The organism is Clavibacter californiensis (assembly GCF_021952865.1).
Classification (GTDB): Bacteria; Actinomycetota; Actinomycetes; order Actinomycetales; family Microbacteriaceae; genus Clavibacter; species Clavibacter californiensis.
Window position 1 is genome coordinate 3,022,096 of the sequence record NZ_CP040792.1, and the last position, 25,337, is coordinate 3,047,432.

The 25,337-nt window shown below is 72.8% G+C and carries 23 protein-coding genes and 2 tRNA genes; 11 read left to right on the top strand and 14 right to left on the bottom strand.

What is annotated here, in order from left to right:
- Window positions 1–3 precede the first annotated feature (3 nt).
- The 5 genes from arfA to FGD68_RS14500 all read right to left on the bottom strand — a co-directional run bounded on the left by arfA (window position 4) and on the right by FGD68_RS14500 (window position 6,036).
- Window positions 4–1,542 carry an arabinosylfuranosidase ArfA gene (arfA, locus tag FGD68_RS14480; RefSeq protein ID WP_119372869.1) on the bottom strand — a complete coding sequence of 513 codons (1,539 nt, stop codon included), beginning with the start codon at window positions 1,540–1,542 and terminating at the stop codon, window positions 4–6.
- An 82-nt stretch (window positions 1,543–1,624) separates the two neighbouring features.
- Window positions 1,625–2,545, bottom strand: coding sequence for a carbohydrate ABC transporter permease (locus FGD68_RS14485; protein WP_119372868.1), 921 nt, complete (start codon window positions 2,543–2,545; stop codon window positions 1,625–1,627).
- On the bottom strand, window positions 2,542–3,486 hold the full coding sequence (locus tag FGD68_RS14490) for a carbohydrate ABC transporter permease (protein ID WP_104235084.1): 945 nt from the start codon (window positions 3,484–3,486) through the stop codon (window positions 2,542–2,544). The genes FGD68_RS14485 and FGD68_RS14490 overlap by 4 nt, the downstream gene beginning before the upstream one ends.
- Window positions 3,487–3,581: 95 nt before the next feature.
- Window positions 3,582–4,931, bottom strand: a complete 1,350-nt coding sequence (locus FGD68_RS14495; protein ID WP_119372867.1) for an extracellular solute-binding protein — start codon at window positions 4,929–4,931, stop codon at window positions 3,582–3,584.
- Between the two features lie 103 nt (window positions 4,932–5,034).
- Window positions 5,035–6,036 (bottom strand): LacI family DNA-binding transcriptional regulator, encoded by a 1,002-nt coding sequence (locus FGD68_RS14500; RefSeq protein ID WP_119372866.1) that lies wholly within the window; start codon window positions 6,034–6,036, stop codon window positions 5,035–5,037.
- A 120-nt stretch (window positions 6,037–6,156) separates the two neighbouring features.
- On the opposite strand from FGD68_RS14500, the gene FGD68_RS14505 reads away from it, so the two are divergent.
- The gene (locus FGD68_RS14505) at window positions 6,157–6,594 is read left to right on the top strand and encodes a pilus assembly protein CpaE (RefSeq protein WP_119372865.1); all 438 of its coding nucleotides are present in this window, start codon (window positions 6,157–6,159) and stop codon (window positions 6,592–6,594) included.
- Between the two features lie 19 nt (window positions 6,595–6,613).
- Here FGD68_RS14505 and FGD68_RS14510 read toward each other — a convergent pair whose 3' ends face one another.
- The 6 genes from FGD68_RS14510 to galU form a co-directional block, all read right to left on the bottom strand.
- A complete protein-coding gene (locus FGD68_RS14510; RefSeq protein WP_119372864.1) occupies window positions 6,614–7,009 on the bottom strand; it encodes a DUF3054 domain-containing protein in 396 nt (131 codons plus the stop codon).
- 9 nt (window positions 7,010–7,018) lie between these two features.
- Window positions 7,019–8,644: a DUF7059 domain-containing protein gene (locus FGD68_RS14515; RefSeq protein ID WP_237609607.1), complete on the bottom strand. Its 1,626-nt coding sequence runs from the start codon at window positions 8,642–8,644 to the stop codon at window positions 7,019–7,021.
- A gap of 89 nt (window positions 8,645–8,733) precedes the next feature.
- Window positions 8,734–8,806 (bottom strand) — tRNA-Ala (locus tag FGD68_RS14520).
- Between the two features lie 251 nt (window positions 8,807–9,057).
- Window positions 9,058–10,023, bottom strand: coding sequence for a hypothetical protein (locus tag FGD68_RS14525; RefSeq protein WP_104235090.1), 966 nt, complete (start codon window positions 10,021–10,023; stop codon window positions 9,058–9,060).
- A 98-nt stretch (window positions 10,024–10,121) separates the two neighbouring features.
- A complete protein-coding gene (locus FGD68_RS14530; RefSeq protein ID WP_079534860.1) occupies window positions 10,122–10,790 on the bottom strand; it encodes a GNAT family N-acetyltransferase in 669 nt (222 codons plus the stop codon).
- A 57-nt stretch (window positions 10,791–10,847) separates the two neighbouring features.
- Window positions 10,848–11,744 carry a UTP--glucose-1-phosphate uridylyltransferase GalU gene (gene galU, locus FGD68_RS14535; RefSeq protein ID WP_045529068.1) on the bottom strand — a complete coding sequence of 299 codons (897 nt, stop codon included), beginning with the start codon at window positions 11,742–11,744 and terminating at the stop codon, window positions 10,848–10,850.
- Between the two features lie 40 nt (window positions 11,745–11,784).
- On the opposite strand from galU, the gene FGD68_RS14540 reads away from it, so the two are divergent.
- The 3 genes from FGD68_RS14540 to mscL are packed head-to-tail and all read left to right on the top strand — an operon-like array spanning window position 11,785 to window position 13,297.
- Window positions 11,785–12,360, top strand: coding sequence for a 5-formyltetrahydrofolate cyclo-ligase (locus FGD68_RS14540; protein ID WP_094116487.1), 576 nt, complete (start codon window positions 11,785–11,787; stop codon window positions 12,358–12,360).
- Window positions 12,361–12,366: 6 nt separating this feature from the next.
- Window positions 12,367–12,786: an FmdB family zinc ribbon protein gene (locus FGD68_RS14545; RefSeq protein WP_119373494.1), complete on the top strand. Its 420-nt coding sequence runs from the start codon at window positions 12,367–12,369 to the stop codon at window positions 12,784–12,786.
- A gap of 28 nt (window positions 12,787–12,814) precedes the next feature.
- Window positions 12,815–13,297 (top strand): large conductance mechanosensitive channel protein MscL, encoded by a 483-nt coding sequence (mscL, locus tag FGD68_RS14550; protein WP_119373495.1) that lies wholly within the window; start codon window positions 12,815–12,817, stop codon window positions 13,295–13,297.
- Window positions 13,298–13,343: 46 nt separating this feature from the next.
- Here mscL and FGD68_RS14555 read toward each other — a convergent pair whose 3' ends face one another.
- Window positions 13,344–13,592 carry a hypothetical protein gene (locus tag FGD68_RS14555; protein WP_237609608.1) on the bottom strand — a complete coding sequence of 83 codons (249 nt, stop codon included), beginning with the start codon at window positions 13,590–13,592 and terminating at the stop codon, window positions 13,344–13,346.
- Window positions 13,592–17,398 carry a DUF4011 domain-containing protein gene (locus FGD68_RS14560; protein ID WP_394803884.1) on the bottom strand — a complete coding sequence of 1,269 codons (3,807 nt, stop codon included), beginning with the start codon at window positions 17,396–17,398 and terminating at the stop codon, window positions 13,592–13,594. Before FGD68_RS14560 ends, FGD68_RS14555 begins: the two co-directional genes overlap by 1 nt.
- A gap of 153 nt (window positions 17,399–17,551) precedes the next feature.
- Here FGD68_RS14560 and FGD68_RS14565 point away from each other — a divergent pair.
- The 3 genes from FGD68_RS14565 (at window position 17,552) to FGD68_RS14580 (ending at window position 19,678) form a co-directional block, all read left to right on the top strand.
- Window positions 17,552–17,623: transfer RNA gene (locus FGD68_RS14565), tRNA-Arg, on the top strand.
- Between the two features lie 412 nt (window positions 17,624–18,035).
- Entirely contained in the window at window positions 18,036–18,320 is a 285-nt protein-coding gene (locus FGD68_RS14575; protein ID WP_182480987.1) for a HepT-like ribonuclease domain-containing protein, read from the top strand.
- 206 nt (window positions 18,321–18,526) lie between these two features.
- Entirely contained in the window at window positions 18,527–19,678 is a 1,152-nt protein-coding gene (locus FGD68_RS14580; protein ID WP_119373801.1) for an LLM class flavin-dependent oxidoreductase, read from the top strand.
- Here FGD68_RS14580 and FGD68_RS14585 read toward each other — a convergent pair.
- Complete coding sequence (locus FGD68_RS14585) at window positions 19,636–20,973, bottom strand: DUF4041 domain-containing protein (RefSeq protein ID WP_237609609.1); 1,338 nt, start codon at window positions 20,971–20,973, stop codon at window positions 19,636–19,638. The two genes, FGD68_RS14580 and FGD68_RS14585, sit on opposite strands and share 43 nt — an antisense overlap.
- A 210-nt stretch (window positions 20,974–21,183) precedes the next feature.
- Here FGD68_RS14585 and FGD68_RS14590 point away from each other — a divergent pair, with 210 nt between their 5' ends.
- The 4 genes from FGD68_RS14590 to FGD68_RS14605 all read left to right on the top strand — a co-directional run bounded on the left by FGD68_RS14590 (window position 21,184) and on the right by FGD68_RS14605 (window position 25,298).
- Window positions 21,184–21,966, top strand: coding sequence for an L-threonylcarbamoyladenylate synthase (locus tag FGD68_RS14590; protein WP_119373807.1), 783 nt, complete (start codon window positions 21,184–21,186; stop codon window positions 21,964–21,966).
- A 353-nt stretch (window positions 21,967–22,319) separates the two neighbouring features.
- The gene (locus FGD68_RS14595; protein ID WP_104235106.1) at window positions 22,320–22,670 is read left to right on the top strand and encodes a histone-like nucleoid-structuring protein Lsr2; all 351 of its coding nucleotides are present in this window, start codon (window positions 22,320–22,322) and stop codon (window positions 22,668–22,670) included.
- A 220-nt stretch (window positions 22,671–22,890) separates the two neighbouring features.
- The gene (locus FGD68_RS14600; protein ID WP_237609610.1) at window positions 22,891–24,300 is read left to right on the top strand and encodes a hypothetical protein; all 1,410 of its coding nucleotides are present in this window, start codon (window positions 22,891–22,893) and stop codon (window positions 24,298–24,300) included.
- A gap of 233 nt (window positions 24,301–24,533) precedes the next feature.
- Window positions 24,534–25,298 carry an AfsR/SARP family transcriptional regulator gene (locus tag FGD68_RS14605; protein WP_104235107.1) on the top strand — a complete coding sequence of 255 codons (765 nt, stop codon included), beginning with the start codon at window positions 24,534–24,536 and terminating at the stop codon, window positions 25,296–25,298.
- Window positions 25,299–25,337: the final 39 nt, after the last annotated feature.

Genomic DNA, 25,337 nt, shown 5'->3' on the forward strand with positions numbered 1-25,337 from the left:
GCGTCAGCTCCGGGTCACGTCCAGCACCACGACCGCCCAGGACAGCGCCGGGAGCGTGAGCGTCAGGCGGCCGCCCTCGGCGTGCACGCCCTCGAGCGGCACGAGGCCGACCTGCTCGCCCGACTCGAGCGTGTTGCTCGTGTGCCGGTCGCCGCCGTCGGGCACGCGCAGGACCTCGGCGCGGAGGATCCGCCCGGCGTCCAGCCCGCGCAGCGCGACCTCGGTCGACGCGTCCTCCTCGAGGCCGCGGTTGGCGAGGAAGAGCGACACGGTGCCGGCCTCGTCGTCCCAGGTCGCGCTCACGTCGACCACGTCGGCGGTGCCGAACCTGTCGTTGTCGTAGCGGTCGCTGTCGACCTCGACCTGGAGGATCCGGCCCGTCGCGAGCTGCGCCATCCGGGCGAACGGCCAGAAGATCGACTGCCGCCAGGCGGGCCCGGCCTCCTCGCTGCGGATCGGCGCGATCACGTTGACGAGCTGCGCCTGGTTCGCGATCTTCACCCGGTCGCCGTGCCGTAGCAGCGAGTTGAGCAGCGTGCCGACGACCACCGCGTCGGTGACGCTGTACTCGTCCTCGATGACCCGCGGGTGCTCGCGCCAGCCCGCCTTCTCGATGCGGTGCGGCTGGTCCTCGCCGTCCAGCCCGCGCTGGTACCAGACGTTCCACTCGTCGAACGAGAGGTCGATGCGCTTGCGGTTCTTCAGGCGCGCGCCGGTCGCGTCCGCGGTGGCGACCACCGACTCGATGAAGAAGTCCATGTCGACGGCGCTCGCGAGGAAGCTTCGCACGTCGCCCTCATGCTCCTGGTAGTAGGCGTGCAGCGAGACGTAGTCGACGACGTCGTAGGTGTGGCCGAGCACGGTCTGCTCCCACTGGCCGAAGGTCGGCATGCCCGAGTTGGAGCTGCCGCACGCGACCAGCTCGATGCTCGGATCCACCAGCCGCATGGCCTTGCCGGCCTCCTGCGCGAGGCGGCCGTACTCGTCGGGCGTCTTGTGCCCGATCTGCCACGGGCCGTCCATCTCGTTGCCGAGGCACCACAGCTTGATGTCGAACGGCTCCTCGGCGCCGTTCCTGCGCCGCATGTCGGAGTACTTCGATCCGCCGGGATGGTTCGCGTACTCCACGAGCGAGCGGGCCGCGTCGACGCCGCGCGTGCCGAGGTTGATGGCCTCCATCACCTCGACGCCCGCGGCCTTCGACCAGCCCACGAACTCGTGCAGGCCGAACGCGTTGGTCTCCACGGTGTGCCACGCGCCGTCGAGGCGACGCGGCCGGTCCTCGAGCGGGCCCACGCCGTCCTCCCAGTCGTAGCCCGAGACGAAGTTGCCGCCGGGGTACCGGACGACCGTGGCGCCGAGCTCCTTCGTGAGGTCCAGCACGTCCTGCCGGTAGCCCTCGGGCGTCGCGGTCGGGTGGCCGGGCTCGTAGATGCCGCTGTAGACGCACCGGCCCATGTGCTCGACGAACGAGCCGAAGAGCCGGCGGGGCACGTCGCCGATGGTGAAGTCGCGGTCGATGGTGATGCGGGCGCGGGTCATGGGCGTCCTCCTTCACGAGCGGCCCGGGCGCGTGCGTCCCGGGCGGGATGGGTGGTGCGGGTCGGGGTGTCGTCGCGCGGCATCACTGCCCGCCGAACCCGGTGGTCGATATGCCCTTGATGATCTGCCGCTGGAAGAAGAGGAACACCAGGATCAGCGGCAGCGCGGCGAGCACGGCCGAGGCCATGTTCTGCGCGTACTGGATCCCGTAGGCGTTCTTCACCGTCTGCAGGCCGACCGGCAGGGTCATGAGCGTGGCGTCGTTCGTGGCGATGAAGGGCCACAGGAAGTTGTTCCACGCGCCGATGAAGACGAAGATCGCGACCGCCGAGAGGATGGGGCGCGACAGCGGCATCACGATCTGCAGGAACACGCGCACGCGTCCCGCGCCGTCGACGCGCGCGGCGTCCTCGAGCTCGATCGGGATCTGGTCGAAGAACGCCTTCAGGATGAAGACCATGGCGGGCTGCACGATCTGCGGCAGGATCACGGCCCAGAGGGTGTCCACGAGGTTGAACGACAGCATCTGGTAGAAGAGCGGGACGATGAGGATCTGCGGCGGGATGATGATCGACGCCACGATCGCCCCCATCAGCAGCTTGCGGCCGCGGAAGTCGATGCGGCTGAGCGCGTAGCCGGCGAGCGCCGAGAACACGACCGCGACCACGGTGATCACCGTGCTCGTCAGCAGGCTGTTCCACGTCCACAGCGGGATCGTGCCGCCGTTCAGCACCGACGCGTAGGCGTCGAGCGTGAACCCGCCGGCCGGGAGGATCGTCACCGGGAACGCCGCGGCGTCGGTCTCCGACTTGAACGACGTGAGCACCGCCCACAGGAAGGGCAGCAGCCACGCGGCGGCGAGGACGATGAGGATCAGGAGCGCGGCGATGCGCGACGGCTGGAACCGTGGCGTGCCCGTGCGGCCCTGACGGGCGGCGACGCTGGTCGCGGGCCTCCGGGCGAGCGTGCCGGAGGAGAAGGCGGGACGGGTCGCGGTGGTCATGACTTCCTCCGGGTGGCGGTGAACTGGATGACCGAGATGACCACGATCAGGGCGAAGAAGATGTAGGAGATGGCGGCCGAGTAGCCGAAGCGGAAGCCGGTGAACCCGGTCTCGAAGACGTACTGCACGATGGGCCGCGTCGATCCGCCCGGCCCACCGGCGGTCATCTGGTAGATCTGGTCGAAGACCTTGAGCGACGCGAGCACCTGCAGGATCGCGAGGAGCGCGGTGGTCGGGGCGAGCTGCGGGATCGTGATGGAGAACAGCTGCCGCCACTTGCCCGCGCCGTCGAGCGCGGCCGCCTCGTACTGCTGGTCGGGGATGTTCTGCAGCGCCGCCAGGTAGATGAGGAAGTTGAACCCGACGGTCCACCACACGGTGGTGATGACGACGCTCGTCATGGCGAGGTTCGAGTCCTGCAGCCATGCGGGCTGCGGGAGGCCGAACGCCCCGGCGATCGCGTTCACGACGCCGAGCTGCGGGTTGTACATCCAGAGCCAGAACAGCGACACGACGGTGGACGCGAGGAGGAACGGCAGGAAGAACGCGAGCCGCCAGAGCCACTGGCCCGGGAGGCCGAGGTTCACGAGCAGCGCGAGCACGAGGCCGACCACGAGGAGGGGGATGGTGCTCGCGATCGTGAACACCACGGTGTTGCCGAGCGAGCGCCACATCTGGCTGTCGCCGAACGCCTCGAAGTAGTTCGCGAAGCCGATGAGCTCGCTGTTGGCGCCCGTCAGGCTCTGCCCGGTGAGGCTCTGGTAGAAGCCGTAGAGCACCGGCCAGACCAGGAACACCAGGAAGGTGATGAGGAACGGGGCGATGAAGAGCAGGCCCTGGGTCTGCTCCTTGGCCTTGACCTTGGGCTGGCCGACCGCGGGTCGCGGGGAGGCCGGCCCGGCCGCGGGGGCGACCGGGGTGGGTGGTGCTGCTGTCGTCACGAGTGGACTCCTTCGTCGTTTCGCTGGGAAGAGGGTGCGGCTCCGCGCACGGGCGGCGACCGCGAGGTCGATCGGGCGCTGCGTGGGGGTTCGCGCTACAGGGGGTTGGGCTTGGCGAGCAGCGCGTCGATCTGCCGGATGAAGGCGTCGAGGCCGACGCCCGCCTCCTGTCGCCCGAGGAACACGTTCTGCACGTTCTCGGCGAAGTACGTCTGGAAGTCCGAGCCGGATCCGGTGAAGTACGCCACCGGGTCGTACTCGATCTGCGCGGCCGCGTCCGCGTAGTGCGCCTGCGGCAGGAGCTCCGCGTACTCGGGGCTGTCGACGATGGGCTTGTACGCCGGGATGTGCCCTGCGCCCGCCCACTGCAGCGAGTTCTTCAGCAGGTCGCTCACGAACGCGTACGTCCTCTCGCGCTTGACCGGATCCGGCGAGCTCTGGTGCGGAAGCACGAACGCGTGCGAGTCGGCGAACGTCGCGGGCGTCCCGAACAGGTTCGGGATGGGCATCGCGTCGAACGGCACCTTCGCCGTCTGGAAGGTGGGGAGCTCCCACACGCCCGTGACGATGGCGCCGCTCTTGGCGCCCGCGAACTCGGCGATCGCGGTGCCCGCGTCGCCGCTCGGGGTCGCGATCGTGCCGTCGAGCAGGGTCTGGATGTACTCGAGCGACGCGACGGCCTTGTCGCGGTCGTAGACGACCTGGCCGCCCGTGGGCAGCTCCATGTCGCCGCCCATCTGCTTGTAGAACGTGTAGAAGAGACGCCACATCTGGGCGCCGTCGCCGAGGTACCCGTAGCTGAGAGCGTGCTCGCCGGTGACGGCCTGCATCGCGCGCATGACCTCGAGGAACCGGTCGGGGGATGTGATCTCCTCGAGCTGGCCGTCGCCGCCCAGCACGCCCGCCTGGGCCGCGATGTCCGTGTTGTACATGAGGATGAACGGGTGGCTGTCGAGGGCGATGGAGTACAGCTTCCCGTCGACGACGCCCTTGTCCCAGACGCGCGGCTCGAAGTCGGCCTGGGTGACGCCGAGCTCGGCGAGCCTGTCGGTGTCCCACGGATCGAGCAGGCCACCGGGCGCGAAGCCGGGCACGCGGGCCGCGTGCATGATGGCGACGTCGGGGGCGCGGCCGCCGACCGACGCCATGGCGAGCTTCGTGTAGTACGGCTGGCCCCATGCGAGGACGGTGGCGGTGACGTCGAATCCGTCGCCGGATTCGTTCGCCTCCTTCACCATCTCCGTCATCCGGATGCCGTCGCCGCCGGACAGCAGGTGCCAGTACTTCAGGTCGACGATGCCGCCGGCCGACGCCACCTGGGGCGCGCAGCCGGAGAGACCGCCGACCAGGAACGCGCCGCCCAGGGCCGCCGCTCCGCCCATGAGGATCTGACGCCTCGACCATGCCGAGGGACGTCCCCCGGCCTTTCCCGTAACAGGATCCATTGACCACTCCTTCGTGATGCGATGATCTTTACATCGTTGTAATGCGGAGCGCAACGTTTCCCCGTGCCGATCCGTCGGAGGTTCGCCGTCGGGTCGGGCGAGGTCAGGCGGTCGGGCGCGTGCTGCCGCGGACGACGATGCGGTGCGGGATCACGAGCTGCACGGGCGGGCCGTCGCGCTCCTCGATCCGGCGCACCAGCTGGCCGACGGCCGCCTCCGCGTAGGCGCGGATGTCGAAGTGCACGGAGGTGAGGGTGGGGATCGAGAAGCGCGACTGGTCGACGTCGTCGAAGCCCGCGACCTGGATGTCCTCGGGGACGCGGATGCCGTGGTCGGCGAGCGCGCGCAGGGCGCCGAACGCGAGGCCGTCGGTGAAGCAGAACAGGGCGTCCGGCACGGGATTGCCGTCGGCCAGCCAGGCGTCGACGGCCTCGGCCCCCGACGCGCTGTTCCAGCCCGTGCGGTCGATCTCCACGGGCACCTCGCCCGCCTCCTCCATCGCGCGCCGGTAGCCGATGCGGCGGAGGTCGCCCGCCGCGGACTCCTCGCGCGTGGCCGTGCCGAGCGCGGCGATGCGCCGGGCGCCCGTGCCGAGGAGGTAGCGCGTCATGTCGTACGCCGCCCGGACGCTGTCGACGAGCACCCGGTCGACGATCTCCTGCTCGACCTCGCCGATCACCACGACGGGCGGCAGCGACTCGGCGCGCGAGATGGCGCTCCGTGAGAGGAGGACGGGATTGAGGATCAGGCCGTCGACCAGGTGCTCGCGCGCCCGGGACATGAGGTCGCGCTCGCGGTCGGGCCGCGAGCCCGTCTCCTCCATCTGGATGCTGTAGCCGGCCTCGTGCGCCACCTCCACCAGGTGGTGCGCGAGCTCAGCGGAGTAGGCGGTGCCCAGGTCGGGCAGGGCGACCGCGATGACGCCCGTGCGCCCGTTGCGGAGGCCGCGCGCGGAGAGGTTCGGCACGTAGTCGAGGTCGGCGACCGCCCGCTCGACGCGCTCGCGGGTCGTGGGGCTCACGGCGACGCGCCCGGTGATGACGTTCGACACCGTCTTCGGGGAGACCCCGGCGCGCGCGGCGACGTCCTTCACTGTCGCGCGCATGGTCCTCCCCTTGTCCGACCGTCGGCGTCGTCTGCCGCACGCGGTGCCCTGCGAATCTAATGCACACGCATTCCCTCGCCCGCGGAGGCGACGCCAGGGAGCGCCCGGCATACTGCACGGATGATCTCCACCGCGCATGCCACGACCCTCCTGGAGCTCGGCCTCGAGTGGAGCCCCGAGCCCGGGGACCGGTTCCGGATCCGCGGCCAGGGCTTCGAGTCCGACGTCTTCACGATCAGCGAGCTCACGATCGAGGCGCACGAGCACGCGACCGGCACCGTGCTCGGCTTCAACGGCACGACCGAGTGGGCGCTCGATTCGGTGGCGCTCGAGGACAGCCTGTGGCTGCCGCGCGAGGACCAGCTCCGAGCGCTGCTCGGCGGGACCTTCCGGTCGCTCAGGCGCGAGATCGGCGGCGCGGAGGACGGCGCGCACGTGGTGCTCGTCGAGATCGACGGCCAGGAGGTCGAGCACCGGGACCTCGAGGCCGAGGAGGCCTACGCCAAGGCGCTCATCGCCGTGATGGAGGCCGCTGCCCCCACGCCGCCCGCCGCCTGACGCGGGGTCGCCGCCGGGCTCAGGCCCGCGAGCGCCGACGGACGACGAGGGCCGAGATCGCGCGCCAGCCGAGCATCAGGAGCGCCAGGATGATCGCGGTCGTGATGACGAACGGGATCACGACGCCCTCGCCGCTGAGCGCGCGCAGCACCATGCCGACCACGAGCGTCACGCCCCACACCAGGAGGCCGGTGGGCACGACGCGCGACGGGCTGCGCCAGGCACGGGCGACGATCCAGCCGACGAGCCCGCCTGCGAGGAACGGCCACGCGGTCCCGAGGACGCCCGACGGCGCGAGGTCCTCGCCATGGCTCGCCCGCCCGATCAGGACGAACACGACGATGAGCGCGGCGTCGAGGACGACGGCGCGGACGATCTCGGGACGGGCGGCGCGGCGGGCGGTTCGGGGAGTCACCCCGCGATCCTAGGCGTCGCGCGCTGGGCGGTCGGCGAGCCCGTCGTCGTCGGGCACCGTCGTGCCCGGCAGCGCGAGGAACCCGTCGGCGACGAGCGCGCGGATCCGCGGGAGCAGCTCGGCGCGCAGCGCATCGGGGTCCACCGCGGTGAGCTGCGCGACCGCGTCGACGATGGCGCCGACCGCGAGCTCCCCGTCGCACGCGCCGACGAGCGCCGCGAGCCCGGTGTCGAGCGGCACCTCGCGGCCGAAGCCCGCGCCCTGGCGGAGCATCATGACCGTGGGATCCTCTGCGCCCGGCCAGTAGTGCCGCTCCTCCGTGACGTCGCCGGCCAGCACGAGCGCAAGCCCGGCGAGCGCGTGGTCGTCGACGGCGGCGAGTGCGTCGTGCGCGGCGAGGGAGGCCTGGAGGTGGTCGCCGAGGCCGGTCGGGTTGTGGCCGAGGCCGCCGTGCAGCCGCTCGAGGCGGCGGAGCGTCGGCGTCCCCGATGGCGGCCGGCGGAGGGTGAGGTAGCCGAAGCCGACCGCGTCCACCCCGCGCGCGGCGAAGTCGTCGAGCCAGGCGCCCATGAGGGCCTCCGACTCGGGGGTGCCCGCGCGGGTGCCGCCGTCGCGGATCCACGTCTCGGCGTAGAGCGCGGCGTCCTGCACCTCGCGCTCGACGACCCACGCGTCGAGGCCGGATCCGGTGCGCGCCGCCGCCCGGTCCAGCCAGCCCGCGACGCGCTCGAGGCCGGGCTCCCCGGCGCGGTGCTCCCAGTTGCCGAGCAGCTGCGCGACGCCTCCGGGCGCGAGGTGGTCGGCGAGGTCGGAGACGACGCCCTCCACGAGCGCGTCGCCGACGAGACCCGCGTCGCGGTACTCGTAGGCCGGCACGCCCTCCGCGCGCGGGGTGATCACGAACGGCGGGTTCGAGACGATGTGGTCGAACCGCTCCCCCTCGACCGGCTCGAACAGGCTGCCGAGCCGGAGCTCGATGGTCGTGATCCCGTTGAGGGCCGCGTTGAGCGCCGCGAACGCGAGGGCGCGCGCGGAGATGTCGGTCGCCACGACGCGGTCGGCGTGGCGGGAGGCGTGCAGCGCCTGGATCCCGCAGCCGGTCCCCAGGTCGAGCGCGCTGACGACGGGCGCGGAGATCATGAGGCCGCTGAGGGTGGCGGACGCGCCGCCGACGCCGAGCACGTGGTCCTCGTCGAGCGCGCCGCCAGTGGCCAGCTCGCCCAGGTCGGAGGCGATCCACCACTCGCCGACGCCGTGCGCGTCGATGAAGCCGTAGGGGCGGAGGTCGACCGCCGGGCGCACCCGCTCGCCGTCGACCTCGATGAGGCCGAGTCGCCGGGCACCGTCGAGGCCGAGCGACGGCAGGGCGGCGCGGAGGTCGTCCGCCTCGACCGGGTCGCCGAGCACGAACAGGGCCGCGAGCGCGGCGGCTGCCGGGAGGCCGTCGGCGGTGCGCGCTGCCTCGACGGCGCGACGGGCCGGGATCCGGTTCCCGCGGTGCAGCGCCTGCCCGGCCGCGTCGCCCCACACGTCGAGCGCCGACGCCAGCGTGAAGGGCGCCCCCTCGAGGTCGGCGCGCAGCGCCCGCACCTCCGGGGTCGCGACGGTCACGGGCGGGATCGCGGGGCGGGGCACCGGTCGATCTTAACCGGGACGGGAGGCGGCCGGCTCACCGGCGGCGTCGCAAAGGAGAAAGCAAAAACCCCGCCGGAGCGGGGTTCTTGTGGACCTAAGGAGATTCGAACTCCTGACCTCCTCGATGCGAACGAGGCGCGCTACCAACTGCGCCATAGGCCCTGACAACTCCACGAGACTACCACGTCGCGCGGAGCCCTTCGAACCGCCGAGGCGGCCGTGGACCCAGCAGGCCGACCGCCCTGCGGCGTCCCTCCGACGGACGGACCGGCGAGCTAGCCGACCGCCCTGCGGCGTCCCTCCGACGGACGGACCGGCGAGCTAGCCGACCGCCCTGCGGCGTCCCTCCGACGGACGGACCAGCGAGCTAGCCGACCGCCCTGCGGCGTCCCTCCGATGGACGAACCGGCGCGCTAGCCGACCGCCCTGCGGCGTCGAAGCACCTCGTCGAGGTCGCCCATGCCGGGCTCCGCGTCGTCGACGATGCCCATGCGCGAGAAGCGGCTGACCGGAGCTGTGCGGGCGGCGGGCGCGACCGGAGCGGCGGATGCGGCAGGCGCGGCCTCCTCCTCGGCGGCCATGCGGGCGACCTCGGGCTCGAGGTGCGCGCGGCGCAGCGTCGCCTCGGACTCGGCGGCGGCGCGGCGCATCTCCTCGACGGGCGAGAGCGGCGTGCGGGGCGCGTTCCCGGCGCCAGGGCGCGGGCCGGGCGCCTGCGAGCGGGAGAGGTAGAGCGGCTTCGGAACGGGTACGGGGGTCCAGGACTCGCCCTCCTCGCGCTCCGCGACGGGCTCGGCGGGCTGCGCGGCCTGCTCGTGGAAGTCGGTGAAGCCGGTGCGCGGCTTCGGGCGGGCCTCCGGCGCCTGGAGGCGGCGCGCGGCGGCGACCTGCGACATGCGCTGCAGGAAGGCGAGCGACGCGAACGTGGCGAGCGAGGAGATGACCAGGAGCGTCCACGCGCCGGCACCGGCGACCTGGGCGATCCCGGCGATCACGCCGACGAGGGCGAGGGCGAGGATCGCGGTGGCGGCGAGACGGCTGCGACGGAGGCGCGTGGCGGCGGAGGGCGACGTTGCGGACACGGGGGCCACTTTCGGTAGGGCGCGCTGGGCGGCGGCGTCTCGCGCACGCGCGGCGGCTTCGGCTTCTTCGGCGGCCCGGCGGAGGGCGCGCTGCTGCTCGACGACGCTGCGGGCGTTGGTCTCGGCGCGCACCGCGTCGGGGACCTCGGCCGTCTCGGCCAGGATCCGCAGGGTCTGCTGGAGGCGCACCGCGTTGCGCTCGGTCGCCATGTACTGGCGCCGGTGCAGCCACGTGGGCAGGAGGTAGGCGAGCCAGAGCACCGCGGAGAGCGCGATGATGATGCCGCCGGATTGCATGATCCCGAGGCTAGGAGGTCCGGCGGGCACGACGCGGGAAGCGCGCCGCGTGTCCACTGCCGGACCGGCGCATCCGCAGGTCCGCCGACGGGGCGAGGTCAGATCCGGCGCTGCACGGCCAGCGGCACGGCGGCCGCCTGGACGTCCGCGTCGGGTACGCGCGACCATTCGGGATCCACGCCGCCCTCCTTCCAGCGCGCGAGCACGCTGGTGGAGAGCTCCTCGACGACGAGGCCGAAGCAGAAGTGGTCGCGCCAGTCGCCGTTGATGTGGATGTAGCGGCGGCGCAGCCCCTCGTACCGGAAGCCGAGCTTCTGCACGACGCGGAGGCTGGGCGCGTTCTCCGGGCGGATGCAGATCTCCATCCGGTGCAGCCCGAGCGCGGTGAAGCAGTAGTCGGTCGCGAGCGCGACGGCCGTGGGCGTGACGTTCCGCCCGGCGAACTCCTGGCCCACCCAGTAGCCGATGGTCGCGCTCGAGAGCGAGCCGTAGGCGATGGAGGACACGTTGAGCTGCCCGGCGAACTCGTCGTCGTAGTCGATGACGAGCGGCACCCCGAGGCCGGCGCGCGCGTTGGCCTGCAGCGACCGGATGCTCGCGCGCGTGTCGAACGCCATCGGCGCGTACGGGCTCGTGGCCTCCCACTTGCGGAGCCAGGAGCGGTTGTCGAGCAGCGAGCGCTCGAGGGCCCGCGAGTCGCGGAGCCGGATGGGCCGGACGGAGATGCGCCCGTCCCGCATGGTGGGTACGGTCTGCGGCACGTCCACGAGCCTAGGCCTCAGCGGGAGCGCCGGTGCGACCGGACCGCGCGGCGCCGTCCCCGATCAGCGCTCGAGCGTCTTGACGAACTCGGGCAGCCACTCGCGCAGTCCCTCGCCGAGGTCCTCGTGGTCGACGCCGAGCTGGACGATGGCCTTCAGGTAGTCGAGCCGGTCCCCCGTGTCGTAGCGGCGGCCGCGGAAGACGACGCCGTAGACGCCGCCGGTCCACTCGGGCGCGGCGGCCATCTTCTCGAGCGCGTCGGTGAGCTGGATCTCGCCGCCCTTGCCGGGCTCCGTCTTGTGCAGCACGTCGAAGACCTCGGGTCGCAGCACGTAGCGGCCGATGATCGCGAGGTTGGAGGGCGCGGTGCCGGCGGCGGGCTTCTCGACCATGCCGGTGATGCGCACGACGTCGTCGTCGTCCGTCGCCTCGACCGTGGCGACGCCGTAGAGGTGCGTCTGGGAGGGATCCACCTCGAGGAGCGCGACGACGGAGCAGCCGCGCTGGAGCTGGACCTCGATCATGCGGGAGAGGAGCACGTCGCGCTTGTCGATGATGTCGTCGCCGAGCAGCACGGCGAACGGCTCGCGGCCTACGTGCATCTCGGCACGGAGCACCGCGTGGCCGAGGCCCTTGGGGTCGCCCTGGCGGACGTAGTGCATGTCGGCGAGGTCGGTGGACTCGTTGACCTTGCGGAGCTTCGCGTCGTCGCCCTTGAGCTGGAGGGTGGCCTCGAGCTCGGCGTTGCGGTCGAAGTGGTTCTCGAGGGCGGTCTTGTTGCGGCCCGTGATCATGAGGACGTCGTGCAGTCCCGCTCCCACGGCCTCCTCCACCACGTACTGGATGGCCGGGCGGTCGACGACCGGCAGCATCTCCTTGGGCATCGCCTTCGTCGCGGGGAGGAATCGCGTTCCGAGTCCCGCGGCGGGGATGACAGCCTTCGTGATGTGGGTGACCATGCGATCGAGCGTACCGGGCGAACATACCTAGACTCGAACCATGCCGAGCGATGTCGGGAACGAGAAGAGGGCCCTGCGCGCCCAGCTGCGGGAGCGTCGTCGGCAGATGACCTCGACCGAGCGCGACGAGGCCGCCCATGGCCTGACCAGCAGGTTGACGGAGCTCGTGGCGAACCACGACGCCCGGCGGGTGGCCTGCTACCTCTCCACCGTCGACGAGCCGACGACGCGTCCCTTCCTCCAGTGGCTGCACGCCGACGGGCGTCAGGTGCTCCTCCCGGTGTCCCGCAACGACGGCCTGCTCGACTGGGTCGTGAGCGACGGCACCGAGACCGAGGGCCTGTTCGGCCTGCCGGAGCCGGTGGGCGAGCTGCTCGGGCCGATCGCCATCAACGACGTCGACCTCATCGTGGTGCCCGCCGCCGCGGTCGACCAGGGCGGGATGCGCATGGGCTGGGGCCGCGGCTACTTCGACAAGACCCTCGGATCCATGGAGGCCTGCCCCCCGGTCTACGCTGTGGTGTTCGACGCAGAGTTCGTCGACGAGCTCCCGCGGGAGAAGCACGACATGCCGGTCGACGGCATCGTGACCCCGACCCTCATCCACTCCTTCTAGGGACACATGCCCACGTACTCCTACCGCTGCACGGTGTGCGGCAACGCCTTCGACATCGTCCAGGCGTTCACCGACGACTCCCTCACCGAGTGCCCCGTGTGCGGCGGCAAGCTCCGCAAGCTGTTCGCCGCGGTCGGCGTGAGCTTCACCGGCAGCGGCTTCTACCGCAACGACTCGCGCACCGAGGACGCGGCCAAGCGTTCGCGGTCGTCGTCCGGGTCGTCGTCGGCGAAGTCGGGCGACGCGTCGTCGTCGTCCTCCTCGTCCTCCGATTCCTCGTCGTCCTCGTCTTCGTCTTCCGGATCCTCGGACTCGTCCGGCGGGTCCGGCTCTGGCACCGTCGGCCAGGGCTCCGGTACCGTGACCCCCAGCACCCCCTCCGGTCCCGCGTCCTCGGGCTCCGGCTCGTCCTCGCCGTCCACCTGATCGGGCGGCCCGCCAGACAGGAGCACCCGTGAAGGGCTTCAAGGAATTCATCCTCCGCGGCAACGTCATCGACCTCGCGGTCGCGGTCGTCATCGGCGCCGCGTTCACCGCGATCGTGACGGCCATCGTCACGTCGGTCTTCAACCCTGTGATCGGCGCGCTGTTCGATGCGACGGATCTCGCGTCGGCGCTTCCCGTCAAGATCCCCACGGTGTCGGGCGGAGAGAACACCATCTACTTCGGCGCCGTCGTCGCCGCGGTCATCAACTTCCTGATCGTCGCCGCTGTGGTGTACTTCGCGCTCGTGCTTCCGGTGAACCACCTCAAGAAGGTCGCGTTCGCGAAGCAGAAGGCCGAGGAGGAGGCGACGCCGAAGGACGTGCCGCCGACCGAGACCGAGCTGCTCATCGAGATCCGCGACCTGCTCGCCGGGCGGCCGTCGCCCGAGGGCGCGCACACGATCCCGTCGTCCACCGGCCAGCACGTGGCCGAGCCGGGGAAGCCCGCCTAGCGCGACGCGCCCTCCCGCACGACCGACCGCCTCCAGCGTCGACCAGTCAGCCCCAGTGGGGCGGGCGGTCGAGGCGGAGGCGGTCGTCGTTCGCGTCCGATGCGGCGGGCGCGTCGCCCCAGCCCTGGGGGGCGTCCTCGGCGGCGGGCACCGCAGGCGCGCGGGCGGCGGCCTGCGGCGTGGGGTCGGATCCGGGTACGGGCGGCGTCGACGCGCGACGCGAGCGGCGGGCCGGGCGCCGTTCCCCCGCGGCGTCGGTCGCAGGTCCGGTGTCCGACGCGTCGCGCTCCGGCATCAGTCCGCCCGGTGCGCGCCGGCCTGGACCTGCACGGGGGCGGTCACCGGATGCGCATCCGAGATCGCGCCGAGGGCGGTGGCGATGCGGCGGGCGACGGCGTCCGGATCCGCGAACAGCTCGAAGGAGTGCACGCGCAGGTAGTGCCAGCCGAGGCGCTTGAGCATCTCGGGCCGGAGGCGCAGCGACTCGCGGAGGCTCGTCTGGTTGACGACCGGATCCGTCTCGATCGCGATGGCCCGACCGCCGTAGGACGCGACGAGCCCGAGCTTGTCGCGGTGCCCGAGGGCGGGCGCGAGGCCGAGGCCCTCGAGGCGGCGGGCGAGGTCGACGAGCATCGCGTCGCCGTCGTCCGGGATCGGGTCCTCCTTGAAGCGGGCCTCCGCCTCCGAGAGGATCTGGGCGAGCGCGACGATGCCGTGCTTCATCCGGTCCTGGTCGATGTCCGAGGGCTGGAAGCAGGAGACGACCACCATCGAGCGACGCGCGCGCGTCATGGCGACGGCGAGCAGGCGCTCCCCGCCGGGCGCCGCGAGGGCGCCGAAGTTAGACAGCACGCGGCCATGCGGGGTGCGGCCGTAGCCGACCGAGAAGATCACGCGGTCGCGGCTCTGCGCGACGCACTGCTCGAGCGTCGCGACCATGAACGGCTCGGCGCGGTCGCCGATGAAGAACTCGGTGACGTCGCTGCGCTTGGCGGCCGCGTGGAGCACGGCCTGCTGCACGCGCACGGCGTGACGGGCGCTCGCGGTGATGACCATGAGCGACTCGCGCGGGCGGTGGCTCGCATGGTCGAGCACGAGCTCCACCACGCGGATCACCTCGGCGTCGACGCTCTCGACGGCGCCGGTGTCCTCGTCGGGCATGCCGTGGCCGTCGGCGACGAAGTCGAGCGACAGGCTGCCGTGGCCGAGGAACGTGCCCGCCCACGGCAGGGACTGGATCCGGCCGCCGTAGAAGCGGCGGTTCACGAGCTCGGCCAGGTCCTCGCCGCCCGCGCGGTAGCTGCGCGTGAGGGAGAGGGTGGGCAGCAGCTCGCCGAGGCGCGCGAGCGCGGAGTCGGCGTGGCGCTCCTCGAGCGTGGAGTCGTCGTCCGCGAGCTGCGGTGTGGAGCGCTCCGGCTGCGGGACGACCGCGATGGTGAACGGCGACGGCGTCTGAGTGACGGGATCCCCGAACACGACGGTCTGCTTGCCGCGCCGGATGCCGCCGAGCGCCTCCGCGAGCGTCATGGCGCCGGCGTCGACGAGGAACACGGCGTCGAACGGCATCTCGTCGGTGATCGCCGGCACCTCGTAGGGCGACGCGAGCCAGACCGGCGCGATGGTGCGGGAGAGATGGGGCGCGGAGTGGTGGAGGGCCGCGGCGTCGACGGGGGCGGATCCGCCGAGCAGCTGGCGCAGGTGGTGCGCCTCCTCGGGCCAGTCGACCACGCCGATCTTCCACGTCTCGGCGAGCTGCCAGGCCAGCAGGCCCGCGCTGGCGGTGGCGTGCGCCTCGTCGACGAGTCGGAAGTCGGACTCCAGGCGGTCGAGCACGCTCGTGTTCGCGTTGAGGAGCGCCTTGTCGCCCGCGAGCATCTGCTCCAGCACGGACTGCCACCAGGCGAGCTCGAGCTCCGCGGCTACGGCCTCCTGCGGCACGTGCCGGTCGGAGAGGTCGCGGAGCAGCGGATCCAGGTCGAGACGGCGGAGCTCGGCCAGGAGGGAGGTGCGCTCCTGCAGGTTCTGGAGCACCTCGCTGTCCTCGGCGAGCTGGGCGACCTTCACGCGCAGCTCGTCGACGGGCAGCTTGCCGAGCGGGGTGGGACGGGTGAGCATGCTCAGCGGCTCGTCGAGCACCTTGAGGTCGGCGGCGACCTCCTGGTAGCGCGCGTGGACGTCGGAGATGCCGCGCGGGACCTCGGGGGTGGAGCCGACCGCGACGTAGCGCTGCCACAGGATCCGCTGCTTCTGGATGGCCTTGAGGCTCTCGTGCATGTCGGAGATGTGGACGCCGGGGCGCACGTACTCGCGCGCGAGCTTGCGGAGGCGACGGCGCGTGATGCTCGTCATCTCGGGGGCGTCGCGGCGGGATCCGGTGGCCGCGATGATCTCGCTGAGCGACCGGTCGAACACCACGGGCTGGAACTTGTCGAGCGTCTCGCGCACGTCGAGGAGGAGGCGCAGGTACACGCCGAGCTCGTCGATCGACGTGTAGGCGCGCATGCGCGTCTGGCCGATGAGCTCGTCGGCGCGCTCGAGCAGCCGCGGCAGGCCGTCGGCGGAGAGCGACTTCGCGAGGTCGTGCGCGTGGGTCGCGGCGGCGCTCGTGGCGAACGTGGCGCCGTACCAGGGCGAGTCGCCCGGACCGTAGCGGAACTCGCCGAGGCTCGCGGCCTTGACGAGGGAGGCCGCTGCGCTCGCGCGGTCGTGCGCGATGGCGACGACCGCGTCGCGGGTGAGGCGCGCGGTGGTGGCCGGCGGATCCGGCAGCAGGGCAAGGCGCGACAGCTCGCCGAGCGCGTCGAGCACGGAGACGCCGAGCTCCCTGTCGGGGCGGCCGAGCGCGAAGCGGTAGTCGAGCAGGACGTGGCGGAGGCGGACGAGCGCGTCGTCGACCTCGGCGGTCTGCGCGGGCGCGGCCTTCTCGTTGCGGACGATGGACTGGACCACGTCGCGCTTGAGCGACTTCGGCGCGACCGCGAGGCCGGGCAGGCCCACGTCGGCGAGGCGCTGGCCGATGCCCTTGAGCGAGGAGGCGCGGGGGCTCACGACGAGCACGCGCTTGTTCTGCGCGACGAGGCAGCCGATGGAGTTGACGATGGTCTGCGTGCCGCCGGTGCCCGGGAGCGTGGTCACCACGAGCGAGTTGCCCGCGTTGATCTGCGCGATGACGTACTCCTGCTCGGGATCCGCGTCGAGCAGCAGGGTGTCGGTGACGGGCGGGCGCTGGTCCTGCGGGATCGGGTCGACGGGCGCGTACGCCTCGCCCACGCCCCACTTGGCGGTGGGGTTGCCGGCGATGGCGTCGATGACGAGGTGGTCGAGGTGGTCGGCGTCCTCGGCGAGCGCCCGGCCGACCTCGGCGAACGAGGAGACGACGAGGCGCGGCTGCACGGCGAACGCGGGCAGGTGCGAGGTGAGTCCGCGCAGGCGGTCGATGACGGGCTGCGGCTTGAACGCGCCGTTCTGCACGGCGAGCGCGACGAACGAGTCGGCGTCGAGCGTGATCTGGAACTGCTCCTCGAGGGCGCGCGCGAGCGCCGGGTTGAGGAACGGCTGGCCCTTGAGGCGCACCTCGTAGTCGCTGCCGTGGCGGCGGATCGCGAGCGGGCGCAGCAGCACGGGCGCGCGGAACTGCTCGTCGGCGAAGCGCCATTCGGCGAGGCCGATGGCCAGGTGGATCGACTCGATGCCCCGGGCCGAGACCAGCTCGATGCCCTTCTGGGTGATGCGGTTCGCCGCCTTGCGGGCGCTGCGGAGCGCGAGCTCGTCGCGGATGAGCGACGACAGCAGCGTCGTCTTGCCCGTGATGAACTGCGCGAGGCCACCTGGGTGCGTGGTGCTCAGCTCGATGCGCGAGCCGGGCGCGTCCACGAAGTGGAGGAGAGGAGAGGTGCCGCCGATGCCGGCCAGCTGCTCGCGCCACTCGCGCCAGCGGGGCTCGGCCACGTTGCCGCTCCCCAGGTGCACGTCGCCGACGCGGAGGTCGTGGGGGCTGGTGCTGTTGTGGGAAGCATTCACGTGGGGGTCCTCAAGATGCTCGGCGGCGAACCCGGAGAGCAGGTCGTCGTCGTCGTCGGATCGTTCATTGGCACGCCACACCCGGCAACAGTACGACGCGTCGGGTGGGGAAACCGGCAGGCGGAGCCGGGCGGGGCCGGATCTGCGGGGCGCGGCGGCGGTCGGGCTCGGGCTCGTCCTGGGAGGGCTCGACCTCGGCGGGAGCGCGCCGCTGCCGCTACCATGGGCCGGTCAGCCTCTGTAGCTCAATGGAAGAGCAGTTCCGTCCTAAGGAAAGGGTTGGGGGTTCGAGTCCCTCCAGGGGCACCGTCCTCCTCGCGATGTCGGCCCGCTGTCATCGCGGTCGTGCGCGAGGCGTCCGTCGCTGAGGAGCTGCGTCGGCTGCGCCGCGGGGTGGCGCTGCCGCAGGGCGAGCTCGCGGCCCGCACGGGGGTCCCGTCGCTCGGGCGCGTGCGTGCGTCGCGGGAGCGGAGCCTCGAGGTCGCGACCCGCCGACGCGTGAGCGACGTCCGCCTGTCCGGGTCCGTCGCCCGCGGGGAGGCCACGGCCGGATCCGACGTGGACCTCCTGGTGCATCTCGGCCCGGACGCGTCCCCTTCGACCTCGCGGGATTCATGGCCGAGATCGCCGAGCTGCTGGGCCTCGATGTCGACGTGGTGTCCGACAGGGGGACGGGCCCCGTCATGGACCGCATCCGAGCCGAGGCCGTGGCCCTCTGATGTTCGACGGCGAACGCGTGCCGGCGCTGCTGGAGGACGTCGCACGGTTCGCGGTCTCCGCTCGACGGGTGGCGGCGCGGGGTCACGCGCGCTTCGTCGACCTCTCGACCGCCGCCGACCACCTCCCCTCCTCTTTCCGGGAGGCCCGTCCCGACATCGACTGGAGCGGGATCCGCCCGGTGCGGGACTTCGTCGCCCACGACCACGACGGGACGGACACGGAGGTGCTGTGGCGCGTCATCGCGGTGGAGTTCCCGCGGATCGCGGCGGCACGCGCGAAGTGAGGCGCAAGCCGAAGGTCACCTCGTCGCCCCCTCCGGTGGACAACCGGATCGCCTCGGGCCCCCCTCCCCGCACACTGAGGCGGTCCCGAGCGCGCCGCGACGATGCGCCCCACGGATCGCCTCGACGGCGCAGCTCCGGGCAGCAGCCATCGTCCCGGCGAGCGTCGCCGGGCAGGCCCGCGCCGCCGATCCGAGGAGCACCGCCCATGACCCCTGCGAGCGACCGGACCGACTCCCGCACGCGCGCCCCGCTCTCCGTGCTCAACCTCGTCCCCGTCTCCGCCGGGTCGTCGTCCGCCGAGGCGCTCCGCGACAGCGTCGACCTGTCCGTGCGCGCGGAGGCGGCCGGCTACGCGCGGTACTGGCTCGCCGAGCACCACATGAACCCCGGGCTCGCGGGATCCAGCCCGCACGCGATGCTGGCGGCGGTCGCCGCGGCGACCCGCTCCATCCGGGTCGGCTCGGCGGCGACCCTCATCGGCAACCACAGCGCGCTGCAGGTGGCGGAGGCGTTCGGCACCGTCACCGGCCTGTACGGGCCGCGGTTCGACCTCGGGCTCGGCCGCTCGCCGATGCCGCCGAAGCAGCCGGCGGGCACGGGAGCCGCCGCTCCCGCCGCCCCCGAGGCCCGCGTCGTCGACGGGCTCCTCGTGCCCGCACGCGCCCTGATGTTCCGGGACCGGTCGAGGGCGCAGCTGCAGGCCCGGCTCCTCCGACGCGGCGCCACTGAGGTCGCGCCCTTCGACGAGACGGTGGACGACCTGCTCGCCTTCCTCGACGGGACGTACGCGGATCCCGAGATCGGGTCCATCGCGGCGCCGCCGGCGGACGGGTCTGCCGTCGAGGTCTGGATCCACGGGTCGTCCGCCGGCGAGAGCGCCCGCGTCGCCGGATCCCGCGGCCTCCCCTTCGGCGCCAACTACCACTCGACGCCGTGGGGCGTCCTCGACGCCGTCGCGGCGTACCGCGAGCACTTCGTCCCGGGCGTGCTCGCGGCCCCGCACGTGATCGTCTCGGCCGACGTGCTCGTGGCCGACACCGACGCGGAGGCCCGACGCCTCGCCTCAGGGTTCGCGCGCTGGGTGCTCTCGATCCGCTCGGGTCGCGGTGCGATCGCCTACCCCGCCCCCGACGACGAGGCCGCCGCGCCGCTCGACGTCGCGGAGCTCGCGCAGGTGCAGGACCGCCTCGACACGCGCATCGTGGGGGATCCCGCGACGGTCGTGCAGAAGCTGGAGACGCTCCGGCGCGTGACGGGCGCGGACGAGCTGCTGGTCACGACGACGACCCACGACCACGCGGCCCGGGTCCGCTCCTACGAGCTGCTCGCAGAGGCATGGGGGCCGCGCGGCCTCTGAGCGGTCACGCGCCGAGGCGACGCATCAGCGCGGGTCCCCGTCCCCTCCCGCCTCCCGGCGCTTCCGCTCGATGGCATCGCGGTACTTCTGCATGGTCCGCTCCCCACGAGCGCGCGGTCGACGTCCTCGATGCGATCCCGCATTCGCGCCGCGCCCTCGGCGTCGCCCTTGCTCTCCAGCGCCGCCAGCGTCGCGGCATAGTGCGCGCGCTCCTTGTCGAGGCGGTCGTGCTCGGCCTGCAGCTCCGCGGACGCCTTGGCCTGCTCGCGGAGCTCCGCCCGGCGCTCCCGCTCCATCTCCTTCTCCGCCTGCAGCACGCGCAGGTGCGCGCTCGCGAGCTGCAGCTCCTCGAGCCGCAGCTCGTGGTATCGGTCCTGGATCCGCAGGTCGATCATCGTGCCGCTCCGGGCGATCTGCTCCGCCGCCTTGGTCAGCCGGTTCCGGGCGACGTGGAGGTTGCCCGCCTTCGTGGCCTTCACGGCGTTCTCCGCCTCGGCGTTGTAGGCGCGCAGCAGCACCTTCGACATGTCGCTCACGAACCGCCGGCCCTGCGCCTCGGATCCGTTGAACGTGAAGCCGGACGTGGCGGTCACCGCCCTCTTGTCGCGGACGGCGTTCTTGATCGTGTAACGCAGCGCCTCCAGGCGCGACGCGAGCTCGGCCGACGACTCCGCCGGGTGGTCGTAGTCGAACAGGCCGACGCCCTGCAGCTCGGCCGTGGTGGTCACGTCCACGAGCTCGGCGCGGGCGGCCGTCAGCTCGGCGTCGAGGGCGCGCCGCGTCTCGATCCGCTCGTGCACCGCCGCGTCGACCGCCTGCAGCTCCGCCTCGGCCCGCCGACGCACGGCACCCGCCTCCTCCTCGGCGCGGAGGCGCACCGCTCCCGCCTCCTGCTCGGCCCGCAGGCGCTCGGCCGCCGCCTCCGCCAGGATCCGGTCCCGCTCCGCGCTGGCCGCGGCGACCAGCGCGGATGCCGCATTGGCGCCCGTCCGTCGCGCCGCTTCCGCCTCCGCCTCCGCGCGCGCCCGGTAGTCGTCCAGCTCGGCGAAGTCGCGCATGCCGTGCCGCCTGATCAGGTCCTCCAGCTGCGCGATGTGCGCCTCGGCCGCCGCGGCGCGCTCCCGGGCCTCGCGCTTGGAGAGCCGGTCGACGGGCTCGGCCGCCGGCGCGATCGGCTCGGGCTCCTGCGGCGCCGCCTCGGGCCTCGGCTGCACGTGCTCGGTCCACCGCTCGCCGTCCCACCAGCGGACGTAGCGGGGATCCTGGTCGTCGTACCAGCCGGCGGCAGCGCTCATCCCCTCAGGCTAGGCAGCCGCCCCCGCCGCCATGAGCCCCCGTTCGAGGCGGCCGGCGATCCTTTGCTGTGCACGCTCACCCGCTCCACCCGGCAACCGCGCTACCGTCGACATCACCGCCCATCCGCCGCACGCGCGGCTGCGCGCACCCGGGCCCGACGCAGGTGCGCCCGGCGGCTCCACTCCGACACGCACGAGAGGCACGCGCCCATGACCGACACCACCCGCACGATCCCCTGGGACGGCACGCTCGACGAGCGCGCCGCCCAGGCCCTCGAGACCCCGGGAGGCCTCGTCGTCGCCGCCACCAAGGTCGGCTACATCCTCATGACGACGGACGGCGCCGGCCTCGAGCGCAAGTTCGACGCCAAGCAGCGCAAGCGCGACAAGCCGGGCGTGGTGCTCTGCACGAGCATCGCCCAGCTGCAGGAGCTCGCCGTGCTGAACGACGAGATCCTCGCCTTCTACCAGGAGCACTGGGACGCCGACGTGCTGCTCGGCTGCATCCTCCCGTGGCGCGAGGACGCGAAGCACCTCATCCCCGACGAGGTCGCCGGCCAGCTCGCCATGGACGGCCGGGGCACGAGCTGCTTCGTGATCCGCTTCGGCCGCCCCGCCGAGCAGCTCGCCGAGCGCCTGTGGGAGAGCGGCCGCCTGTCGTTCGCGAGCTCCGCCAACCCGTCCGGCAAGGGCAACCGCGGTCGCGTCGAGGGCATCGGCGAGCGCATCGAGCAGCAGGCCGACGCCATCGTCGCCGCCGACGACTACGTCGCGTCCATCCAGCCCGGCCTCGACGAGACGAGCCGGCACGAGCAGGGCGTCATGGTCTCCATGGTCGACGCGTCCGGCGCGCTCATCCCCGAGCAGCGCGGCGAGCGCTCGGTCACCCCGAACCCGACGCTCATCCGCCGAGGCCTCGCGGTCGACGTCATCATGTCGGCGCTCGCCCGGTCGTTCCCGTCGTGGGACTACCGCCACGGCGAGTACTACTGATCCCGCCGGGATCAGCACATACGAGGGCCCGCGGAGCACGTCTCCGCGGGCCCTCCGCATCCCCGCGGCGTGGGCCCATATTTATTCCTCGAGTGGGGAGAGCGCGGGGCATTCCCCGGCGATATGCCTGCCGCACCGCGCGATGGCGCGCGGGAAAGGCCCGCGATACCGCGCCCCCGCGTGGGCGGAATGCGGTCGCAGCGCCCATGGAGACGTATCGCGAGGTCATCTCCCCACGAATCGGACATGAATTCCTCCTTGATTCACGCGCGGTGTCGGATTTCCCGGGGAGAACGGGTATCGTGGCGCTCGCCGCATCATCTGATGCACCATCTGCAATGAGAGGAACAGACGTGGCTCGCAAGGTTGTCACCACGCTCGTCGACGACATCGACGGCGTCGTCATCGAAGAGGGAAAGGGCGAGACCGTTCCGTTCGCGCTCGACGGCGTGAATTACGAGATCGACCTGAGCGACGCCAACGCCGCGAAGCTGCGTGAGGCGCTCGACACCTACGTCGACCGCGCGCGCCGCGTCGGCCGCGCCTCCACCGGCCGCTCGGCCGGCGCGCGCCGCTCGTCCTCGAGCGCCCCCAAGGAGGACCTCGGCGCCGCCCGCGAGTGGCTGCGCGAGCACGGCCACAAGGTCTCCGAGCGCGGGCGCATCTCCGCCGACCTGCTCGAGGAGTACCGCGCCAACAAGTAGGAGACACGACGCGCGCACCGCGCGCAGCACGTGCGAAGAGGGCCGATCCGCCACAGGATCGGCCCTCTTCGTCGTCCCGCGGGTTCCCCGTAATGAATCACGCAGCCCCGGATTGCCGGGACACGGGAGGCGCGGCGCGCCGGGCGACACGCGCGCGTCACGCCCGCGTCGCGGATCCGTCGCGGGGGCGCGAGCACGCTTGCCCAGAAGAAGGAGCACCGTGCCGAAACACCTCGCATCACCCGGGACCGCAATTCCCGCCCGCCGCCCGGGTCGCCGCATCCGCGCTCGCGTCCTCGCATCCGCGGGCGCAGCGCTCATCGCGCTCGTCGCCGTCGTCGGCCTGACCGGTCAGATGCAGTCCGCATCCGCCGCCGTCTCCCCCACGACGACGAGCCAGTGCAACGACACCCCCAATGGCGGTGGCGACCAGGTCGAATGCGACGTGACCGTCGTCAACGAATTGGACGTCGCGACGCAGACCGGATCATCGACGGTCACCACCCGCGTGTGCGCCGGCGCCGCGGGAGCGGCTCCCCTCTGCACCACGACGGTGTCGCAGCGCGACGGGATCATCATCACCGCGGTCGAGCAGTGCAACGGCGTCGCCAACGGCGGCGGCAGCAATGTCATCTGCAACGTGGACATCACGAACAACATCGTCGGCGAGAGCACCACCACGCCCGCCACCGTGAACCAGTGCATCGGCTCCGCGACCGACGGCGCCGCGGGCGGCACCGCCTGTTCGCCCGTCTCCAACACGACCGGCGCCGACGTCACCCAGTGCAACGGCTCCGGCAACGGCGGCGGCGCAGCGGGTCGCGTGACCTGCACGGTCCCGACGTCCACCGAGACCTCCGCGCTCCTCGTCTCGGTGAACCAGTGCAACGGCTCCGGCAACGGCGGCGGCGCGACCGTCACCTGCGCCACGAACATCAGCAACTTCGTCACCGCGGTCGTGACTCCGACGCCGACGGCGACGGCGACGCCCACCGCGACCCCCACGGTCGAGCCGACCACGCCCGCGCCGACGCCCACGCCGACGGCGCCCACCCCCACCCCCACGGTCCCGACGCCGACCCCGACGCCCACCGCGCCGACCCCGACGCCGACCGCCCCGACTCCCACGCCGACGGCGCCGACCCCGACGCCCACGGCGCCGACCCCGACGCCCACCGCGCCGACGCCCACCCCGACGGTCCCGACGCCGACGGCCACCGTGCCGACGCCGACGCCCACCGCGCCGACGCCCACCCCGACGGTCCCGACGCCGACCGCCACCGTGCCGAAGCCGACGCCCACCGCGCCGACGCCCACCCCGACGGTCCCGACGCCGACGCCCACCGCGCCGACGCCCACCCCGACGGTCCCGACTCCCACGCCGACGGTCGGCACGCCGACCCCGGGCACGCCCACCCCCACGGCGGGCACGCCGACGCCGACTGCCGGGACGCCCACCCCGACGAGCACCACCGCGATCCCGATCATCCCCGGGGGCACGACGCCCGGCGGATCGCTGCCGGTGACGGGCTACGACCCCACGCCGACGATCGGCTGGGGCCTCGCCGCCCTGGTCCTGGGCGCGCTCGGACTGGGCTGGAACGCTCGACGCAGGTCCGCCCAGCGGTAGCCGCCCCGCGGATCCGCCGAGGGAGCGCCCGACGAACCGTCGTCGGGCGCTCCCTCGCGCGTAGCCCCAAAAGCACGCCCATGGTGGGCTTTCGTGTCCGAACGGATACGGTGGCCGCGATGGGGGTGCCTGATGCATCAGCGAGTCGACGGCGGATCCGTCCGCTGGACGCGCCGCCCACCCGCCTCCGCTCGACTCCTCGCCGCCCGTGCGATCCGCGACGGAGCGCCCTCGTGATCCGCGTCGACGTGCTCGGCGGCTTCCGCGTCGCGGGCCTCGGCACCGATGCCTCGTCCGCCTCCCCCGGCCCGGATCCGACCGGAGCCGCGCTCTCCGAGGGCACCAAACGGCTCATCGCCGCGCTCGCGATCCGCGCCCGCCCCGCCGACCGCGGCACCCTCGCCAGCGAGCTGTGGCCCGACGCGCTGGACGGCCGCGCGGCGTCGAGCCTCCGCTCCGCCATCGCCCGCCTCGGTGACGGCGGCCGCGAGATCGTCGGCTCCGCATCCGGCGGGCTCGTGCTGCACGACACGGTCGACGTCGACCTCCGGACGGCCCGCGCGACGGCCGCCCGCCTGCTCGAGCCTCGTCACGGGGAACCAGACGAGGCGGACATCTCGCCGACCGCGGTGGCCCTCTTCAGCGCGGACCTCCTGCCCGACTGGTTCGAGGCCTGGCTGGAGCCCGCGGCGGAGGAGTGGCGGCACCTGCGCGTGAACGTGCTCGAGGCCCAGTCCCAGGCGCTCATGGCCCGCAGGCGCCTGCAGGAGGCGGCGGCAGCGGCCCGACGGGCCATCGACGTGGATCCGCTCCGCGAGACCGCGCAGCGCTGCCTCATCACCGTGCACGTGGCCGCCGGCAACCAGTCCGACGCCCTCCGCGCCTACGAGATCTACCGGACGCGCCTCGACCGCGAGGTGGGGCTCGAGCCCACGGCGATGCTGACCGACCTCGTGTCCGGCCTGCGCGGCCGCGCCACGGCTCGCCGCGTCGGCTGACGGCCGGCGCGGCCGCCCGTCACGCCGCCGCGCCTCCGC

Excerpts from the sequence above, each read along its gene's own strand:
- arfA (WP_119372869.1), bottom strand. The coding sequence starts at position 1,542 with ATGACCCGCGCCCGCATCACCATCGACCGCGACTTCACCATCGGCGAC.
- FGD68_RS14485 (WP_119372868.1), bottom strand. The coding sequence starts at position 2,545 with ATGACCACCGCGACCCGTCCCGCCTTCTCCTCCGGCACGCTCGCCCGG.
- FGD68_RS14495 (WP_119372867.1), bottom strand. The coding sequence starts at position 4,931 with ATGGATCCTGTTACGGGAAAGGCCGGGGGACGTCCCTCGGCATGGTCG.
- FGD68_RS14500 (WP_119372866.1), bottom strand. The coding sequence starts at position 6,036 with ATGCGCGCGACAGTGAAGGACGTCGCCGCGCGCGCCGGGGTCTCCCCG.
- FGD68_RS14505 (WP_119372865.1), top strand. The coding sequence starts at position 6,157 with ATGATCTCCACCGCGCATGCCACGACCCTCCTGGAGCTCGGCCTCGAG.
- FGD68_RS14525 (WP_104235090.1), bottom strand. The coding sequence starts at position 10,023 with ATGCAATCCGGCGGCATCATCATCGCGCTCTCCGCGGTGCTCTGGCTC.
- galU (WP_045529068.1), bottom strand. The coding sequence starts at position 11,744 with ATGGTCACCCACATCACGAAGGCTGTCATCCCCGCCGCGGGACTCGGA.
- FGD68_RS14540 (WP_094116487.1), top strand. The coding sequence starts at position 11,785 with ATGCCGAGCGATGTCGGGAACGAGAAGAGGGCCCTGCGCGCCCAGCTG.
- FGD68_RS14545 (WP_119373494.1), top strand. The coding sequence starts at position 12,367 with ATGCCCACGTACTCCTACCGCTGCACGGTGTGCGGCAACGCCTTCGAC.
- FGD68_RS14555 (WP_237609608.1), bottom strand. The coding sequence starts at position 13,592 with ATGCCGGAGCGCGACGCGTCGGACACCGGACCTGCGACCGACGCCGCG.
- FGD68_RS14575 (WP_182480987.1), top strand. The coding sequence starts at position 18,036 with ATGTTCGACGGCGAACGCGTGCCGGCGCTGCTGGAGGACGTCGCACGG.
- FGD68_RS14580 (WP_119373801.1), top strand. The coding sequence starts at position 18,527 with ATGACCCCTGCGAGCGACCGGACCGACTCCCGCACGCGCGCCCCGCTC.
- FGD68_RS14585 (WP_237609609.1), bottom strand. The coding sequence starts at position 20,973 with ATGAGCGCTGCCGCCGGCTGGTACGACGACCAGGATCCCCGCTACGTC.
- FGD68_RS14590 (WP_119373807.1), top strand. The coding sequence starts at position 21,184 with ATGACCGACACCACCCGCACGATCCCCTGGGACGGCACGCTCGACGAG.